An 18,565-nucleotide genomic window follows, 5' to 3' on the forward strand; every position below is an offset into this window, starting at 1 on the left:
CTCCCGAGATGCTCGGGAGGCCCTTTCCTTGTCTAGAGGGCTCCTGGTCGCCCAGGAGCCCTTTGGCCATCAGTACTTGTAGGTGAAGCCCATGAAGAACCGGCGGCCGAAGTAGCCCAGTTCGGTCAGGCGGATGTCGCCGGCCGTGGAGCGTTCCTCCTCCTTGGTCAGGTTCTTGCCTTCCACGAAGAGCGACAGGCCCTTGGGGCCTGGCTTCCAGGTGATCTTGCCGTCCAGATAGCCGGTCGGATCGCGGAACACCGGCTGGCCCGAGGTGTCGGCGGCCGAGACCAGGTACTTGGAGCGGTAGTTGTAGGCCAGGCGGGCGTTGATCGGGCCCTTGTCGTACCAGACCGTGAAGTTGGCGCTGCTCTTGGACAGGCCCGGGAAGGGCAGCGGCGAGCCGTCGAGGGTGGAATAGAGCTCGACGTCCTTGGCTTCCTGGTAGGTGTAGTTGGCGTCGACGCCCAGGCCCGACAGCGCCCCCGGCAGCCAGGTGAAGGCCGTCTTGCCGGTCAGCTCCAGGCCCGAGATCTTGGCCCCGTCGCCATTGATGTAGGTGTTGTAGTTGTAGAGCACCCCGTCGCCATAGACGTCGACCTTGCCGATCAGCGTGCGCGACGAGACGTAGAACGACTCGATGTCCTTGTAGAACAGGCCCAGCGAGATCTGGGTGTCGCTGTTAGGATAGTACTCGAACGACAGGTCGTACTGGTTGGCGCGATAGGGCTTCAGCTCCGGATTGCCGGCCGAGCAGCTGGGTTCGTCGAACTCGCCGTTGGCGTCGGGCGAGTTGTCGGTGGTGCAGCTGACCGTCGGCATCAGGTAGTCCATGCGCGGACGGGCCATCAGCTGGGCGAAGCCGGCGCGGGCCGCCAGCTTGTTGGGCGCCAGCCACAGGCCCACGTTGAAGCTGGGCAGCCACACCGTGTAGTCCTTGGTCATGGTGGCGATGCTGTTGCTCAGCACGTAGGTGGTCGAGGTGCCGCCGTTGGTCGCCGCATAGGTCTCGCTGCGGGTCTGGGCCCCGGTGCCTTGCGTCTTGGTGTGGACGCGCCGCCAGCCGAAGTTGCCGTTCACGTCGTAGCCCAGGAGCGGGAAGGCGTAGTTGAACTTGATGTACTGGGCGTCGGTCTGTTCCTGGATCTTGTAGGGGATCTGCTCGTAGGTCTCGCCGTCGTTGCCCGTCGTGGTCTCCAGGTTGTTCAGGTTGAAGTGCGACGTGTCGAGGTACTGGGCGACCTTGTTGAAGTCCGGATACAGCCAGGTCGAGGGCAGGCCGCCGCCACCGAAATAGAAGGCGCTGGGCAGCTGGGTCATGGCCTGGGCGAAGACGGCGTTCGAGAACGCCCGCGACCAGGTCTCGCTCGTCGACCAGTAGCCGGTGGTGTAGGCGGCCGAGGCGTTGGCCGGGTTGGTCTGGTCGGCCGTCTGGCTGGCCAGGATCGTCGCCGTCGAGTTCACCGCGTTGCTGTAGATCACCGTGTCGTCGGTGGTCGAATAGGCGTTGGCGCCGCCGTCGATGATGTAGCCGCCATAGCCGTAGCCCGAGGTCGAGAAGTCGGTGGCGCGGCCGCCGAACTCGATCTTCTTCAGGAACGGCAGGTCGACCTCGTAGTCGAAGTCGATCTTGTACTGCTTCTCCTCCGACTGGGAGTTCGACGGGCGGTACTGGATCTGCCACTGGCGGATCGCCGAGGCGTCCGAGGGGCTGTAGCCGTCGGCGAAGGTGAAGGACGGATTGCCGGTCGACGGGTCAAGCGTGACCGTCATGCCGGGGGTGTCGAAGCTGACGCTGACATTGTTGGTCTGCGAGACGGTCGAGGTCTCGGCGCTGGAGGCCTGGAACTCGATCTGCAGGCGGTCACCCCGGTAGTTGGCGCCGATGTTGTAGTAGTCGCTGGTCGACTCGTAGGCGAAGTCGCGGGCGCTGATGCCAAAGCCGTTGTAGCCGCCGGCCCCCGAGGTGGTGAGGCAGTTGCCCAGGGTGTACTGGATGACGTTGTGGTTGGCGTCGGTGACCACCGAGCCGGCGGTGGTGTCGGTGCTCGAGCACGACGTGCCGTTGGCGGCGGTGTTGCGCAGCCTCGTCGCCGAGGTGAAGTCGGTGCCGTAGTTGATGTCGTTCAGCCGCTGGCTGCGCTCATTGCGGTTGTAGCTGACCCAGGCGTCGATCTTGTCGGTGAACTTGTACTGGGCCGTGAACTCGGCCGAGATCCGCTCGTCGGTGCGGGTCCAGACGCCGTAGCGGGCCACGCGCGGGGCGTAGTCGTACCACTGGCTCTGGCAGGCCGTGCGCAGGTTGCTGGTCGAGATCTGGGTGGCGTCGGGCGTCACCAGAGACGAGCAGCCGGCATAGGTGTCGACGCCGCTGGCCAGATCGACGATGTCCTGGCTGTAGGCGGTGGAGTAGTAGTCGACGGTCTTGTCGGCCGAGTTGTCGAAGTCGGCGAACCGGCCCCACGACGAGTTGCGGACGTAGTCGCCGCGGGTGTTGACCTTGTCGTAGGTGACGTTGGCCATCAGCCCCAGGCGCCCGTCGAACAGCTGGGTGGCGGCGAAGACGTTGCCGCGCGGCTTCCAGCCGTCGACCGTGTCGAGGTTCTGCATCGAGCCGGTGAACGACAGGGTCGGCTTCTTGAAGTCGAGCGGCTTGCGGGTGGTGACGCTGACCGTGCCGCCGACGCCGCCTTCGGTCATGTCGGCGGTGAAGCCCTTGAACACGTCGATCGACTTGACCAGCTCGGAGGCCAGTTCGCGGAAGTCGTTGGAGCGGCCGCCGCCGCCATAGACCTGCAGGTTGCCGGCCGTCGACAGGGTGCTCATGCCGTTGATCTCGACCCGGTTGAGGTCGGGCTCGACGCCGCGGATCGACACCGCGTTGCCCTCGCCGAAGTCGCGGGCCAGCTGCACGCCGGTGACGCGGCCGAGCGCCTCGCCGACGTTCTTGTCAGGGAACTGGCTGATGTCCTCGGCGACGATGGAGTCGGAGATCGTGCCGGCCCGCTTCTTGCGGCCCATGGCCGACTGCAGGCTGGCGCGAGTGCCGACGACGACGATCTCCTCGACCTTGTTCTCGACCGTGGCGCCGGGAGAGGGGGCGGTGGTCTGGGCCAGGGCGGCGGGGGCGCCGATCCCCAGGATGGCGACGGCGAGGCCCGTGGTCGCCAGCAGTTGGTGTTTCATGGGTTTCCTCCGATGAGAGACTGGCGGTGAACCGCCTTCTTTCGCCGCGAGAGCGCGCTCCGCGGCGTGTTGCTGGATGGCTGGAGGCAAGGCGCGACGAAGGGACCGGTCGCGACCGGCGGGGCGCGACGGAACGACTGTCGATGCGGGCTTGCATGGACGCCGAGGCTCGGGGCGACGCGCGGCGGGCGTCGGAGCGCTGGCCGGTCGCCGGGATCTCCGGCGTCGGGCTTCGGCGTATCGCGATCGGGCGGGGGTTTGCGCCGTCGCGAGCAATGAGCGGTCTTCACGGTCGCCGCGGATCTCTTGATCTCTGCGACGACGTCAAAAATCTTATCGAAGAGGCGTCGTTGTCAATCTCTGTTGTCTGAGTTTTGACAACATAACCATGTATTCGGCTGTCTTTGCGTATCTGAAAACTGACGATCACTTAAATATCATAAAGTTTCAATTCTGAAACTATTGATACGCGCTATTCTCAACGTGTGAAACTACATCGCAGAAAGCGGGATTCGACTTGCCAGATCGGCGGTCTGGGCATAGGGACTGGCTCAGGCGGCAGGCTTCGACCGTAGGGCGGGCCTGTCTGGGAAGGGGAAGCGGGAGGACCAGGATCATCGGCCTCGCGGGCGCGCCAGGACGCGCGCGGCGGGCGCCGGCGGACTTCACGGATAGAACTAGGAACTGCGCATGGCGGGTTTTGTTTGTGCCCCGCCGAACACCCCGTCGGGACGGCCGGGTTCAGGCCGGGCGCCAGCGCATGGCGACGGCGATCTCGGTCTCCGACGGCGCCTCGACGAAGCCGGCCTTGCGGTAGAGCGCCTGGGCCGGAGCGTTGTCGAACCCGACATCCAGTGTGATCGACGCGGCGCCGGCCTGGGCGGCCGCGTCCTTTATCCACGTCATCAGGCCAATGCCCAGGCCAAGGCCCCGGGCCTCTGGCGCCAGCAGCAGGTCGATCAGCCGCCAGTCGTCCCGCGCGCGGTCGAGCAGCAGCTGGCCGGCCGGAACCGAGCCCGCCAGCACCAGCCAGCGATCCGCCTCGGGATAGGCGCTGGCAATGTGGATCTGCTGCAGGCGGAACTGGTCGGCCATCATCGCGGCCACCTGCGCCTGGCTCCATCCCATCGCCAGGAAGGACGCGCCCCGGAAGGCCGCGTGCCATTGCGTCAGCAACGCCGTGTCGCCGTCCTCGATCGTGCGGACGGTCACGTCGCGGGCTTGCAGCGCCGCGGGCAGGGGCGGCATGTCGAATGGTGATTTCATCGCGACGACTCGCGGGTGAATGGGCTAGATCGACGCATAGGTTGCGTTTTTCGCGCGATCGGCCAAGACAAGTTCAAGACGGGCCAAGTTCAAGACAGGCGAGGGGGATGTCATGCTGCTGCTGAAGCCGGAAGATTTCGAAGCGTGGGTGGGCAAGCAGGTGCGCGTCGCCACCGTTCCGCATCCGGTCGAGATCACCCTGGCGGCGATTTTCCGCCCCGGCTATCCGAACGACATCCGCGAGCCCTTCTCGCTGATGTTCGAGTCGCCGATGAACATCAGCCTGATCGACGGGGCCTACGAATTCGACTGCGGCAAGGGGGGGCCGCACACGATCGTCATCACCCAGCTGAAGCCGCTGCCCAACGCACGGGTCTACCAGGCCATCTTCAACTGACGGCGCCGGCTGGGCCGAAAAAGCGCGATCAGAAATAGAAAACGCCGGCCCGTGGACAGCCACGGGCCGGCGTTTCCGTATTCGGTGATCAGTTGCGCGACGGGAAGATGCCGGCGGTGCAGATGATCGATTGCAGGCCCAGATAGGGTTGCATGGAGTCGAACGGCTGGCTGTTGCCGGTGACGCCGACGGTGACGCTGCCGGCGATGCCGGCGACGTTGCCCGCGCTCAGGTTGACGGCGGTGCCCGCCGTGCCGGCCGGGGCGAAGATGCTGGCCGACGAGAAGTTGGTGGCGTCGTAGGCGTTACAGATCTGGGCGTTGGCGGTCGGTTGCACGGCTTGCGAGCCGTTTGCGACGCCGCTCAGAGCGGTGACGTTCACCGTCGGCGAGCCGGTCGGGGTGAACACGGCCGCGTGGTTGTGCGCCGGCATGTTGAGGATGCTCAGGGTGGTGGTCGGCGAACCCGCCATCTCGCCCTGGACGTAGGTCGGCAGGCCGGGGCCTTGGCCCGGGCCGATCGCGGCGCGGCCGCGCAGGTCCGGCAGGGAGAAGGTCGTCTGGCCGTTGCCGCCGAAGGTGGTGCCGAGCAGCGAGAACAGGGCGGTGTTCTGAGCGATGCTGATGATCTGACCGTTGCAATACATGAAGTTGCGCGGGGCGAAGTTGCCCGCGAACTGCACGATCATCGCCATATAGAAGTCCATAGTGTCGGGCCCTCCCACAATGTTGAGTTGCTAGGCTATACAGCGACGCCCCTAGCGCGCAAGACGCTCGTTTCACGCGGCCGCCCCAGCTCCGATCAGGCGCGCGGCAAGTCCCGGAAATCCCTTGAAAACCGGTCACGCACATCGGTGTCTCAACTTTGGGACACACCCTTGACGCGTGATGTGACAATTCACACGGGAAACGCCTTGGGGCTGTGCATAATGTACAGTTACGTGTAGTGGGCTGTTAATGCGCGCGGACGGAGAGTCCGGGGCGGACAACCGCGCGTGGATAATTGGGGCTGGGGAAATCGATGTTCCAGGGGTGGCTGACCCGCGTTCTGCGGGATTTGGCGTCGTTCGCGACCAAGGGTGAAAAGCTCGAGCGGCGTGCGGGAGGCCTGCGGCTTCGTCACGTCGCCATTGCGCTGTTCGCCATGCTGACGACCTTGGCGCCGACGCTGGCGGCCGCATCCACCGGGTGCGCCGCCGTCAACGCCGGTGCGCTGAACCAGACCACCAGCATCGCCAGCGGCGCGGTGACCAGCACCGACGCGCGGCAGAACACGGGCGCGGCCACCTTCCAGGGCGTCAATGTCAACCTGACCGGGGGGGCCTTGGCGCAAAGCAGATGGTATCCGGGCGGGCCTCACAGTTTCGCCGTCGGCGACACGATTTCGGTCACGATGACCTCGACCGGACCGCTGGTTCAGTTCCAGCGGTCGACGGATTCGGGCGGAACGGTCACCAATATCGGGGTCGGGGGCGGAACCTATGCCTACGGCCCGACTGCGACCGAGTTCGCGTTCCAGACCCGCATCGCTCCGAGCTCGGACGGGACGGCCACGACCACGGCCACCTGCACGCCCGCCCCGCCGACGATCTCGGGCCTGTCGCCGAACGAAGGCTCGACCGCGGGCGGCACCTCGGTGACGCTCGCCGGTCAGAACTTCCTGGGCGCCAGCGTCACCGTCGACGGCGTCACGGTCACCCCGACCACGCATAACGACACCACGATCGTCTTCACCACGCCCGCCCATGCGGCCGGCCTGGTCAGCGTCGCCGTGACCACCACCGGCGGCACGGCGATGTCCAGCTTCACCTATGTCGCGCCGCCGACGGTGACCTCGGTCACGCCGAACGCCGGCCCGCTCACCTCCGGCACGTCCGTCACCCTCGCCGGCACGAATTTCCTCAACGCCTCGGCCGTGGCCTTCGGGGGCACGCCCGCCGTCGGCTTTGTCGTCAACGGCGCCAGCCAGATCACGGCGGTCGCCCCGGGCGGCTCGGCTGGCACGGTCAACGTCCGCGTCACCACCGTCGGCGGCACCAGCGCCACCGCTGTGGCCAACCAGTACACCTACCTCGCCGCGCCCACGATTTCCTCGCTCACGCCCAGTTCGGGACCCACGGGCGGCGGAAACAGCGTGAACATCGCTGGCACGGGCCTCTCGAACGCCACGCTGACCGTCGACGGCGTGACCGTGACGCCGAATTCGACAAGCCCGACCTCCGTCGTGTTCACCACGCCCGCGCACGTCGCCGGCTCTGTGCCGGTTGTCGTGACCACCGCCGGCGGCTCGGCCTCGTCCAGCTTCAACTATGTCGCGGCGCCGACGATCTCGTCGCTGTCGCCCGCGGCGGGTACGACGGCCGGTGGAACGTCCGTGACGATCAGCGGCACGAACCTCAGCGGGGCTACCCTCACCGTCGACGGCGCGAGCGTGACGCCGACGTCCGTCAATCCGACGTCGGTCGTGTTCACGACCCCGGCCCACGCGTCCGGGAGCATCGTCGTGGCCGTCACGACGGCCGGCGGCACGGCCACGTCCGGCTTCACGTTCGTCGCGCCGCCGATCGCCGGCTCGGCGAGCTACGGCTCGATCATCGCCTATAACGACGGCTCGAACCTGACGACGAACATCGGCCTGTCATTCTACCTCACGGGGGGCGACACGCCGACCAGCTATGCGGTCGGTTCGGCGACCACGGCCCAGGGCGGCAGCGTCAGCGTCGACAGCAGCGGGAACGCGACCTATACGCCGCCCGTCGGCTATCGCAACGCCAACGACAGCTTCACCTTCACGGCGACCAACGCCGGCGGCACCTCGGCGCCGGCGACGGTCACCGTCACGATGGGCAATCCGACGATCCTGCTGACCCTGCCGTCGGCCACCGGCACCGTCGAACGGGTCTATAACGCCGGCGGCAACCCCGTCACCTTCTCGGGCGGCCGGGCGACCTACACCGTCAACAGCATCAACGGCCTGCCTTCGGGCCTGAGCGCCGTCGGCGCCGTCATCAGCGGCACGCCGGCGGTCCAGGGGTCCTTCACCGTCACCGTGAACGTCACCGACAGTTCGCTGGGCGCTGGTCCGTACAACGCCAACACCACGGCGATCTTGTCGGTGGGCACCCCGCCGGCTCCGGTGGCCTCGTCCTTCTCCATCACCGGCCTGACCTACAACAGCGGTTCGGCCACGGCGACGACCTTCAGCGCGGCTCCGCACGCCACCGAAAGCCCGACCGGCTACCAGGTCGGCGCCTCGTCCTATGGCGGGACGGTTTCCGTCGATAGCGCCGGCCTGATGAGCTACACCCCGCCGGTCGGCTTCCGCGGCACCGACACCTTCAACTGGGTCGCCACCAACGCCGGCGGCACCTCGAACGTCGGCCAGGTCTTCGTGACCGTGAACAATCCGGTGTTCTCGCTCACCCTGCCGGCGGCCACCGGCCAGGTGGGCGTCGCCTACAACGCCGTCGCCTCGCCCGTGACCATCAGCGGCGGCAACCCGCCCTACAACAGCTACTCGGCCACGGGCCTGCCTGCCGGCCTGACGATGAATAGCTCGGGCGTCATCAGCGGCACCCCGACCACGGCGACCAACGCCACGGTCGTGGTCACCGTCACCGACAACTCGGCCGGCAACGGCAGCTACACCAGCACGGCCTCGGCCTCGCTGAGCATCGCCCTGCCGAACATCACCCTGTCGCCTGCCGCCGGCGCCCTTCCAGGAGCCCAGGCAGGCGCGTCGAGCTACAGCCAGGGCATCTCGGCCTCGGGCTCGATCGCGCCCTATACCTTCGCCGTCACCGCCGGCGCCCTGCCTCCGGGCATGAGCCTCAGCAGCGGCACGATCTCCGGCACGCCGACCAGCACCGGGACGTTCAACTTCACCGTCACCGCCACCGACGGCAGCGGCAACAACTACCAAGGGCAGGCGGCCTACAGCATCACGGTCTCCGCGCCGACGATCGCCGTTGCGTCGACGCCCGATCCGCTGCCGCGAGGCACGGTTGCGGCCAGCTACAGCGCCAGCTTCTCCGCCAGCGGCGGCACGGGGCCCTACACCATCACCCTCGACAGCGGCACGCTGCCGGACGGCCTCAACTTCTCGGCCGGCGGCATCTCGGGCACGCCGACCGAGGGCGGTTCGTTCCCGATCGTCATCCGGGCCCAGGACTCGACCGCCGGCGGCACGTACTCCGGAACGCAGAGCTTCACGCTGATCGTCGATGCGCCGACCATCGTCCTGTCGCCGGCCTCGCCGCTGACCGGCGGTACGATCGCGGCTCCCTACACCGCCACCGTCAGCGCTTCGGGCGGCACGGGGGGCTACACCTTCGCGGTCACGGGGTCGCTGCCTCCGGGCCTCACCCCGTCGCTCGTCGGCGGCAACCTGCAGATCAGCGGCACGCCGACCGGCGCGGGGACCTACAACTTCACCGTCACGGCCACCGACTCCAGCACGGGCGGCGGCAGCGGCGCGGGCGGCGCCTATACCGGCGCTCTGCCTTACGCCATCACCATCGCCGCGCCGACGCTCTCGCTGACGCCGAACACGCCGGTGACCAACGCGACGATCGCCAGCGCCTACACCCGCACCTTCACGGCGTCGGGCGGCACTGCGCCCTACACCTACAGCTGGGCCGGCAACCTGCCGACTGGCATGACCATTACCGGCAACGTGCTCTCGGGCACGCCGACGGAAGGGGGCGGTCCGTTCAACTTCAGCGTCACCGCGACGGACAGCTCGGCGGGCACCGGGCCGTTCCAGATCACCCAGAACTACGGCCTGACGGTTGACGCGCCGACCATCACGGTCTCGCCCGGAACCCTGACGGCGGTCGCGACCGGCACGACGGTGAACCAGTCGATCACCGCCAGCGGCGGCACGGCCGGCTACACCTTCTCGCACACCGGCACGCTGCCGACCGGCCTTGGCCTGTCGACCGGCGGCCAGATCACGGGCACGACGACGGCCGCGGGCACGTTCAACTTCACGGTCACGGCTCAAGACTCCAGCACCGGCGCCGGCCCCTATACGGGCTCGCAGGCCTACAGCTGGACCATCGACGCGCCGACGATCACCCTGGATCCGATCTCGCCGGCCAACGGCCAGATCGGCGCCGCCTACAACCGGACCCTCACCGCCACCGGCGGCGTGGCCCCCTACCAGTACGCGGTCGTGGGCGCGATGCCGGCCGGCCTGTCGCTGTCCTCCAGCGGCCAGATCACCGGCACGCCGACCCATGGCGGCGCCTACAGCTTCACGGTCACCGCGACGGACTCGTCGACGGGCGCCGGCGCGCCGTTCCTCGGCACGCGGACCTATACGGGCACGTTCAACGCCCCGGCCCTGACCCTCACGCCCAGCACGCTGAGCGGGATGAAGGCCGGCGTCGCCTACACCGCCACCATCACGGCCGGCGGCGGCACGGCGCCCTATACCTACTCCATGTATGGCGGAACCGTGCTGCCGCCTGGTCTCAGCCTGTCCACGACTGGCGAGATCACCGGCACGCCGACGGCGTCGGGCACCTTCAGCTTCACGATCGCGGCCCAGGATTTCTCCACCGGGATCGGTCCGTACACCGTGGCCAGGGCGTACATCAACGTCGTGGTCGACGCGCCGACGCTGACCATCACGACGGCGGCCGGCCTGCCGGCGGCGACCCAGCACACGGCCTACAACCAGGCCATCGACACCGCCGGGGGCACCGCGCCCTATCAATACAGCGTGGTCTCCGGCGCCACTCCGCCCGGGATCACCCTCGGCGGCGGCGGCGTGCTCTCGGGCACGCCGACGGCGGTGGGCTCGTACAACTTCACCGTCCGGTCGCAGGACAACACCACGGGCGGCGCCTACGCCACGACCAAGGCCTTCACCCTGGACGTGAACGTCCCGGCTCCGCCGACCGCGAACGCGGTCAGCGCGACCGTGGCCGCCAACAGCACCACCAACACGATCGCTCCGAACCTGACCGGCGTGCCGGCCACGTCGGTCGCCATCGCCAGCGCCCCGAGCCACGGCACGGCGACGCTGGTCGGAGCGGGCGCCAGCGCCACCTTCGACTACGTGCCGACGGCCGGCTTCTCGGGTACGGACAGCTTCACCTATACGGGCGGCAACGCGGGCGGGTCTTCGGCCCCGGCCACGGTCAGCGTCACGGTGACGGCCCCGACCCTGGTGGTCGCCGGCACGCCGGTCGACGGCATCGTCGCCACCGCCTATCCCGGCGCGACCTTCACGGCCTCGACGGGCACGGCGCCCTACACCTTCACCGTCGTCGGCGCCTCTCTGCCGACGGGTCTGGCGCTCAGCACGGCCGGCGTCCTCTCGGGGACCCCGACCGCGGCCGGGACGTTCAACGCGGTGATCAAGGCCACCGACGCCTATGGCGCCGAGGGCCAAGGGACCTTCCCGATCAACATCCTGGCTCCCCTGGTGACGATCACCGCCCCGACGGCCGGCGCCCTGCCGACCGCCACGGCCTTCGTCCCCTACAGCCAGACCTTCACGGCCACGGGCGGGGTGGCGCCGCACACCTTCGCGGTCACCTCCGGCGCCCTGCCGGCCGGCCTGACCCTGACCTCGGCGGGCGCGCTCTCCGGTTCGGCCACGGTCACCGGTTCGTTCGCCTTCACCGTGACGGCGAGCGACGGTTCGGTGGCGCCGGGTCCCTATCCGGGTCCTGGGGTCGCCTACACCCTGGTGGTCGGCGCGCCGGCCATGACCCTGTCGCCGGCGGCGGGTCCGCTTCCGGCGGGCACGGCCACCGTGCCCTACACCGCCACCTTCTCGGCGGCGGGCGGCACTTCGCCCTACAGCTACGCGGTCACCGCCGGCGCCCTGCCGAACGGCCTGACCCTGAGCACGGGCGGCGTGATCTCGGGCGCTGCGCTGCAAAGCGCCACGGGCGTGGCCAACTTCACCGTCACCGCCACGGATGCGAACGGCTTCCCCGTCTCGCAGGCCTATAGCGTCGACATCGCCCAGGTGACCCTGGTCACGGCTTCGCCCGCCAACGGCGTCGTCGGCCAGAGCTACAACCAGGTGCTGTCGACCTCCGGCGGCACGGGTCCCTACAGCTACAGCGTCACCGGCGTCCTGCCGGCCGGCCTGAGCCTCAGCAGCAGCGGCGTGCTTTCGGGCCTGCCGACCGCCGCGGGGACCTTCGGCTTCAGCGTGACCGCCACCGACAGCTTCGGCGCCGTCGGTACCGACGCCCTGTCGATGGATATCGCCAGCCCGACCATGACCCTGTCGCCGACCTCCGCGCCGGCGGCCGACTACGGCATGGCCTACAGCTTGACCTTCCAGGCGACGGGCGGGGTCACCCCCTACCGCTACGCCCTGAGCGGGACTCTGCCGACCGGTCTGTCGTTCGATACGACCAGCGGCGTCCTCTCGGGCACGCCGACCGAGGCCGGCTCCTTCCCGATCGTCGTGACGGCGAGCGACTCCTCCACGGGGCCGACTCCCTTCTCGACGAGCGTGAGCCCGACCCTGGTGGTCAATCCGGCGCCGCCGCCGGTGGTCGAGCCGGTCTCCACCGAGACCGACCCGGGGCAACCCACGACCATCGACGTCTCGAGCCTGATCGACGGCTTCTACGACAGCGTCATCATCACCCGGCAGGCCGATCACGGCACGGCCGTGGTCAATGGCGGCGCGGCGCGGATGCGGTCGCAGAGCGGCGGGGCGGTGACCATCACCTACACGCCGAACCCGGGCTACTACGGCACCGACAGCTTCTCGTACGCCGCGACCGGTCCTGGGGGCACCTCGACCCCGGCCGCGATCACGGTGGCTGTCGCAGCGCCGGCTCCGGTCGTCGTCAACGACACGGCCAGCCTCAACGCCAACGCCACGGTGGTCATCCCGGTGACCGCCAACGACACCGGCCCGATCTCGACCATCGCCATCGCCACGGCTCCGACCAACGGCACGGCGACGATCTCGGGCCTCAACGTGACCTATGCTCCGGCCCAGAACTTCTTCGGTACGGACACCTTCACCTACACGGCCACCGGCGAAGGCGGCACGGGCGGTCCGGCGACGGTCACCGTCACGGTCGCTCCGCTGGCGGTCCCGGCCCAGTCGGCCCAGACCATCACGGTCCTGGCCGGCCAGTCGGTCACCCTGGCGGCGACGCAAGGCGCGACCGGCGGTCCGTTCACGGGCGTGGCGGTCGTGGCCGCCCCGACCAAGGGCGCGGCCGCGGTCAACGGCGAGACCATCGTCTACACCCCGGCCGCCGGCTTCTCCGGTTCGGACAGCTTCACCTACCGGATCAGCAATCCGTTCGGTGACTCGGCTCCGATCCCGGTGACCGTGACCGTCAACCCCGCGCCCCTGACGGCGCCGCCGATCACCGTCGAGATCCTCGCCGGCCAGAAGGCGGTCGTTAATCTGGTCAGCGGGGCGAGCGGCGGACCGTTCATCGGTGCGGCGGTGGTGGCCGTCACGCCCGCCGGCTCCGGCGCGGCCGTGGTGACCAACCCCTCGTCGGGCGCCTACACCCTGACCTTCACCCCCGACAACGCCTTCGCGGGCACGGCGGTGGTGACCTACACCCTGACCAACGCCTTCGCGACGTCGGCTCCGGGTCGGGTCAACGTGATCGTCACGGCTCGCCCGGATCCGTCGAAGGATCCTGAAGTGAAGGGCCTGATCGCGGCTCAGGACGCGGCGGCCATCCGCTTCGCCGACGCCCAGATCAGCAACTTCAACCGTCGCCTCGAGCAGCTGCACAACGGCGGCGGCGCGGGTCGCGGGTTCGGGGTCAGCGTCCGTGGCGGCGATGTCGAGCGCGACGACGGGCTGGAGGCGCGCGAGCGGTTCCGCAAGTACGCCAGCCTCGGCATGAACGACGCGGCCGATCCGTCCAGCCCCCTGCTGCCCGAAGCCAAGGCCGGTTACTCGGCCCAGGACGACGGCGAGGACGGCCAGGCTGGTCCCAAGCGTTGGGGCGTCTGGGCGGCCGGTTCGGCGGACTTCGGGATGCGTGACGCGGTCGGGTCGCAAAGCGGCTTCCGCTTCACCACCGACGGCCTGACCGGCGGCGTCGACTACCGGGTGAACGAAGACTTCGCCTTCGGCCTGGGTCTCGGCTACGGCCGCGACTCCAGCCGGATCGGCAAGTCGGGCACCAAGAGCCGCGCCGAAAGCTACAGCGCGGGCCTCTACGCCAGCCTGAAGACGGGCGAGAAGACCTTCATCGACGGGGTCCTCGGCTACGGCACGCTCGACTTCGACACCCGCCGCTACGTCACCACGACGGGCGAGCTGGTGAACGGCGAGCGTGACGGCGACCAGGTGTTCGCGGCCCTGACCTTCGGGATGGAGCACCGGACGCCGACCAGCCTGCTGTCGCCCTACGGCCGCTTCGCCTTCAGCCGCTCGCAGCTGGATGCGTTCTCCGAAGACGGCGGCGGGCCCTACGGCCTGACCTACCACGCGCAGACCGTGAAGAGCCTGACCGGCACCCTGGGTCTGCGTGGCGAGTTCCTCCGCAAGACGGCGGCCGGCCTGCTGGCTCCGCGCTTCCGGGTCGAGTACTCGCACGACTTCGAGAAGGCCAACGACGCCCTGCTCAGCTACACCGACTGGGTGGGCGGGCCGACCTACCGCCTGACGGTGGATCCGATCGACCGCGACCAGCTGCGGTTGGAGCTCGGGGCCGACCTGACCATCAGGAACGGCATCCGGTTCGGCCTGGACTTCGACAACATGGTCAGCAAGGACAGCGACAGCCAGGGCGTCAGGCTCTCGATCCAGTCGCCCTTCTGATCGAAGGCGAAGACCTGAACTAAGGAGGGCGGCGCCGGCGACGGCGCCGCCCTTTCCTTTTCTCCTCCCTCGCGAAGCGGGAGAGGGGGATGGGTGAAGATGGTGGAGGGGGCGAGACGGGGCGCTGCGCCGGCCGTCGTTATCTCTTTCGTTGCAGGGGGAAGGCGCCGCAGCCCAAAAACAAACGCCCGGCGGGTCGGTCCCGCCGGGCGTTCGTCGTTTCAGGCTCGAAGGTCGCGGAGGCCCGCGCCCAGGCTTACCGGTCGAAGTTACGGGCCAGCAGGAAGCCGAACACCGCACCGGCCACGAAGGTGCCCAGCGCCAGGGCCAGCGGATGTTCCTCGGCGGCCTTGTGGGCGGCCTCGGCCTTGGGCTTGGACCAGGCGACGGCCGCGTCGGTCTTCTCGTGCACGTACTCGCGAGCGACCTGGGTCTTTTCGGCGGCCGTCTCGGCGACGGTGGCGGCGGCCTTCTTGACGGCCGCGGTGGCCTTGGCGGCGGTCTTCCGGGCGCTGGCCTTCGCCGTGTCGGCGCCGCCGGCGAGGTCGGTCTTGATGGTGGCGTCGGTCATCGGCGTCTCCCGTTATGAAAGGGCGTGTTCCCGGGGCGCGGCGCAAGGCGCGCCGCCGGGCGTCTGGAGACTAACACCTGGCGAGCCGGTTTGGTTCGGGCAAGAGGCGATCACGCACGTTTTGCGCGAACCGGCCGCGGGGCTCCTGTCAGTTGTCGCGGACGACCTTCAGCACCGCCTCGCCATAGCGGTCGAGCTTGCCCTGGCCCACGCCGCCGGACTTGCCCAGGGCCGCCAGGGTCAGCGGCCGGGCGGCGGCGATCTCGGCCAGGGTGGCGTCGTGGAAGATCACATAGGGCGGCACGTGCTGGGCCGAGGCCTGTTCCTTGCGCCAGGCGCGCAGGGCCTCGAACAGCATCTGGTCGCCCGGCGGCACGGTCAGGGCCTGGCGTCGGCGCAGGCTCTTGCCGCCGCCTGCGCCCTTGCCGCCGGCCTCGCCGCCCGGGGCCTGGCGCAGCGACACCTGCCGCTCGCCGCGATAGACGGCCCGCACGCCCTCGCCGTCGCCCAGGCCGATCAGCGGCCGGCCCTCGTTGGGGTCCTCGCGCAGCAGGCCCTCGAACACCAGGGTGTCGAGCAGGTCGCGCCAGCCCTGCGGGCTGAACTCGCGGCCGATGCCGAAGGTCGACATCTGAGCTTCCTGCTGCGTGACGTCCTTGGTCTTGCCCAGCAGGTGGTCGATCAGGCGTCCGCGCCCAAAGCGCCCGCCAAGACGGTGGGCGGCCGACAGCGCCTTCTGGGCCGCCTGGGTGGCGTCGACGCCGCTCGGGGGCGAGATGCAGATGTCGCAGGTTCCGCAGCGTTCCACGCCCTCTTCGCCGAAATAGCGGCGGACGGCGGCGGCGCGGCAGGTCATGCCCTCCAGCATGGCGTAGAACTGGCGCAGCTTGCGGGCCTGCACCTGCTTGACCTCGTCGGGCGCCTCGCGGGCGTCGATGCGGCGGCCGGCCCAGGCGAGGTCGGCGCTGCTATAGAGGGTGATGCCCTCGGCCGGCTGGCCGTCGCGGCCGGCGCGGCCGATCTCCTGCCAATAGGCCTCGATGGCGGCCGGCGGATCGGCGTGGATCACGAACCGCACGTCGGGCTTGTCGACGCCCATGCCGAAGGCGATGGTCGCCACCATCACCGCCTCGTCGGCCTCAAGAAACTGTTCCAGCCGGCGGGCGCGGACGTTCTTGTCCAGGCCGGCGTGGTAGGCCAGGGCCGGCACGCCGTTGTCGATCAGCATCTGGGCCAGCTTCTCGGTGGAGTCGCGGCTGCCGGCATAGACGACGCCCGCGCGGCCCGGCCGCTCGGTGACCAGTTCGATGACCCGGTCATGGCCCTTGCCGCGCTTGCGCTCGGCGTTCAGCGCCAGTTCGGGCCGCGCGAAGCTGTCGACGAACTCGGCCGCGCCCTGCAGGCGCAGTTCGGTGCGGATGTCGTCGCGGGTGCGGGCGTCGGCGGTGGCGGTCACCGCCAGGCGCGGGGCGTTCGGGAACACCTCGGCGATGCGGCCCAGCATCCGGTACTCGGGCCGGAAGTCGTGGCCCCACTGGCTGACGCAGTGGGCTTCGTCGACGGCGACCAGCGACAGCGGCAGGCGCGACAGCCGCTCCAGCATCCAGCCCTGCATCAGGCCTTCAGGCGACAGGTACAGCAAATCCAGCTGCCCGGCCTCGATGCGCCGCCAGATCTCGGCGCGCTCCTCGGGCAGGGTGTTTGAGTCCAGGCGCTCGGCGGCGACCCCGGCCTGCTGCAGGCCCGCCACCTGGTCGGCCATCAGCGCGATCAGCGGCGAGACCACCAGGCCCAGGCCCGGGCGCACCAGGGCGGGGATCTGGTAGCACAGGCTCTTGCCGCCGCCGGTGGGCAGCACCGCCAGAGCGCTGCGCCCTTCCAGCAGTTCGCCGACCACCTGGGCCTGCAGGCCGCGGAAATCCTGGTGGCCGAAGGTGCGGCGCAGGACGTCGCGCGCGGCGTCGAGCGAGGGCGGGGAGGCGAGGGCGGTGGACACGGCGCTCTTTTGGCAGGGGCGCGAGTCCGCGCCAAGGCCGGAAACGGCGGATTTTTTAATCCCTCTCCCCTTGCGGGAGAGGGTGGCCTCCGAAGGAGGTCGGGTGAGGGGTCTCTCGGGACTCGAAACCGCGCGAGGCGGTCAGGCCGGGTGCGGCGTCTCAAGTTTGGGAGACCCCTCATCCGTCGACTTCGTCGACACCTTCTCCCGCAAGGGGAGAAGGGTCAGAGAAGCGGATCGCTTGACTCTTAGTCAAAAGGCTAATTAGCCTTCTGGCTCATGAATGAGGTGTTCAAGGCCCTGTCGCATCCCGCTCGCCGCCGCATGGTCGCCATGCTGCGCGACGGGCCGCTGGCCTCGGGGGATATCGCCTCGCGGTTCGATATGGCCTGGCCGACGGTCACCGCCCACCTGGCTGCGCTGAAGGCCGCGGGCCTGGTCGAGGCCGAGAAGGACGGGGCCTCGGTCCGCTACCGCCTGATGATCTCGGCGGTCGAGGAAGCGGTGGCCTTCATGATGGAGCTGATGGGAACGGGCGAGGCCGTCGCGGCTGGGTCGGCGCTTCCATCCACTGAAGAGGGGAAGAAGGCATGAACAGTGCGGACAAGCGCGGTCTGACGCCGCTGGACGGCGTCTCGATCCTGACCACGGCGGCCATCGCCGGCGCGGCCCTGGCGGTCTGGCGGCTGGGTCCGACGGGACCCATGCCGATGCATTTCAACTACGCCGGCCAGGTCGATCGCTGGGGCGACCGCGCCGAGATGGGTCTGGCCATCGGCGTCATCGCCATGGTCGCCGGCGCGGTGGCCGTGGTCTGCGCGGCGATGGAGCGCCAGGTCAGGGACCGGCGGGGCGACCGCTTCACCTATCGCCTGGGACGGATCGTCGGCCTGGCCGCGCCGGCCTTCGGGGCGGTGATGCTGACCTCGACGGCCTTCGACCTGCTGCCCCGGCAGGGCGGCCAGGCGATGTTCCTCAGCCTGATGATGGGCGGCATGGCCCTGCTGTTCCTGGGCATGGGGGCGTTCCTGGGGCGGGTGAAGCCCAACCCCGTCATCGGCGTTCGCACCTACTGGGCGCTGCGCAGCCGGCTGGCCTGGGACAAGTCCAACCGCCTGGCCGGGCGGCTGATGACCCTGGTCGGCCTGCTTGGCCTGGCGGCCGCGCCGGTCGCGCCCCAGCCGATCGGTTTCCACGTGCTGATGGCCGGTGTGATCGCCTCGGGCCTGGCCGCCGGCTTCGAAAGCTGGCGGGTCTGGCGCACCGATCCGGATCGCACCTGAGGCGAGGAGCCAGGTTCTCCCCCGCTTGGTTAAACCGCGTTCACCTGTCGTCAATTCTATCGCGTGTTTGGTCGTCGTGAGCT

At 69.1% G+C, this 18,565-nt stretch carries 9 protein-coding genes; 4 read left to right on the forward strand and 5 right to left on the reverse strand.

Going from position 1 to position 18,565, the window contains the following annotated elements; genetic code table 11:
- Positions 1 to 69: 69 nt before the first annotated feature.
- Positions 70 to 3,186 carry a TonB-dependent receptor gene (locus tag G5B46_RS20440; protein WP_165261914.1) on the reverse strand — a complete coding sequence of 1,039 codons (3,117 nt, stop codon included), beginning with the start codon at positions 3,184 to 3,186 and terminating at the stop codon, positions 70 to 72.
- Positions 3,187 to 3,927: 741 nt separating this feature from the next.
- The gene (locus tag G5B46_RS20445) at positions 3,928 to 4,452 is read right to left on the reverse strand and encodes a GNAT family N-acetyltransferase (protein WP_165261916.1); all 525 of its coding nucleotides are present in this window, start codon (positions 4,450 to 4,452) and stop codon (positions 3,928 to 3,930) included.
- A 112-nt stretch (positions 4,453 to 4,564) separates the two neighbouring features.
- Between G5B46_RS20445 and G5B46_RS20450 the strand changes: the two genes are divergently transcribed.
- Complete coding sequence (locus G5B46_RS20450) at positions 4,565 to 4,849, forward strand: hypothetical protein (protein ID WP_165261918.1); 285 nt, start codon at positions 4,565 to 4,567, stop codon at positions 4,847 to 4,849.
- An 88-nt stretch (positions 4,850 to 4,937) separates the two neighbouring features.
- Here the strand turns inward: G5B46_RS20450 and G5B46_RS20455 are convergent, their stop codons facing one another.
- Positions 4,938 to 5,555: a tail fiber protein gene (locus G5B46_RS20455; RefSeq protein ID WP_165261920.1), complete on the reverse strand. Its 618-nt coding sequence runs from the start codon at positions 5,553 to 5,555 to the stop codon at positions 4,938 to 4,940.
- 314 nt (positions 5,556 to 5,869) lie between these two features.
- Between G5B46_RS20455 and G5B46_RS20460 the strand changes: the two genes are divergently transcribed.
- On the forward strand, positions 5,870 to 14,632 hold the full coding sequence (locus G5B46_RS20460; protein WP_165261922.1) for a putative Ig domain-containing protein: 8,763 nt from the start codon (positions 5,870 to 5,872) through the stop codon (positions 14,630 to 14,632).
- A 256-nt stretch (positions 14,633 to 14,888) separates the two neighbouring features.
- Here the strand turns inward: G5B46_RS20460 and G5B46_RS20465 are convergent, their stop codons facing one another.
- Together G5B46_RS20465 and recQ are read right to left on the reverse strand one after the other, a co-directional pair.
- Positions 14,889 to 15,203 (reverse strand): hypothetical protein, encoded by a 315-nt coding sequence (locus tag G5B46_RS20465; RefSeq protein ID WP_165261924.1) that lies wholly within the window; start codon positions 15,201 to 15,203, stop codon positions 14,889 to 14,891.
- A gap of 148 nt (positions 15,204 to 15,351) precedes the next feature.
- Positions 15,352 to 17,199, reverse strand: coding sequence for a DNA helicase RecQ (gene recQ, locus G5B46_RS20470; protein ID WP_165261926.1), 1,848 nt, complete (start codon positions 17,197 to 17,199; stop codon positions 15,352 to 15,354).
- A gap of 279 nt (positions 17,200 to 17,478) precedes the next feature.
- Between recQ and G5B46_RS20475 the strand changes: the two genes are divergently transcribed.
- Complete coding sequence (locus G5B46_RS20475) at positions 17,479 to 17,793, forward strand: metalloregulator ArsR/SmtB family transcription factor (protein WP_165261928.1); 315 nt, start codon at positions 17,479 to 17,481, stop codon at positions 17,791 to 17,793.
- Positions 17,790 to 18,482, forward strand: coding sequence for an SdpI family protein (locus G5B46_RS20480; RefSeq protein WP_165261930.1), 693 nt, complete (start codon positions 17,790 to 17,792; stop codon positions 18,480 to 18,482). The genes G5B46_RS20475 and G5B46_RS20480 overlap by 4 nt, the downstream gene beginning before the upstream one ends.
- Positions 18,483 to 18,565 lie beyond the last annotated feature (83 nt).

It is taken from the genome of Caulobacter sp. 602-2, from assembly GCF_011043625.1.
Lineage (GTDB): Bacteria > Pseudomonadota > Alphaproteobacteria > Caulobacterales > Caulobacteraceae > Caulobacter.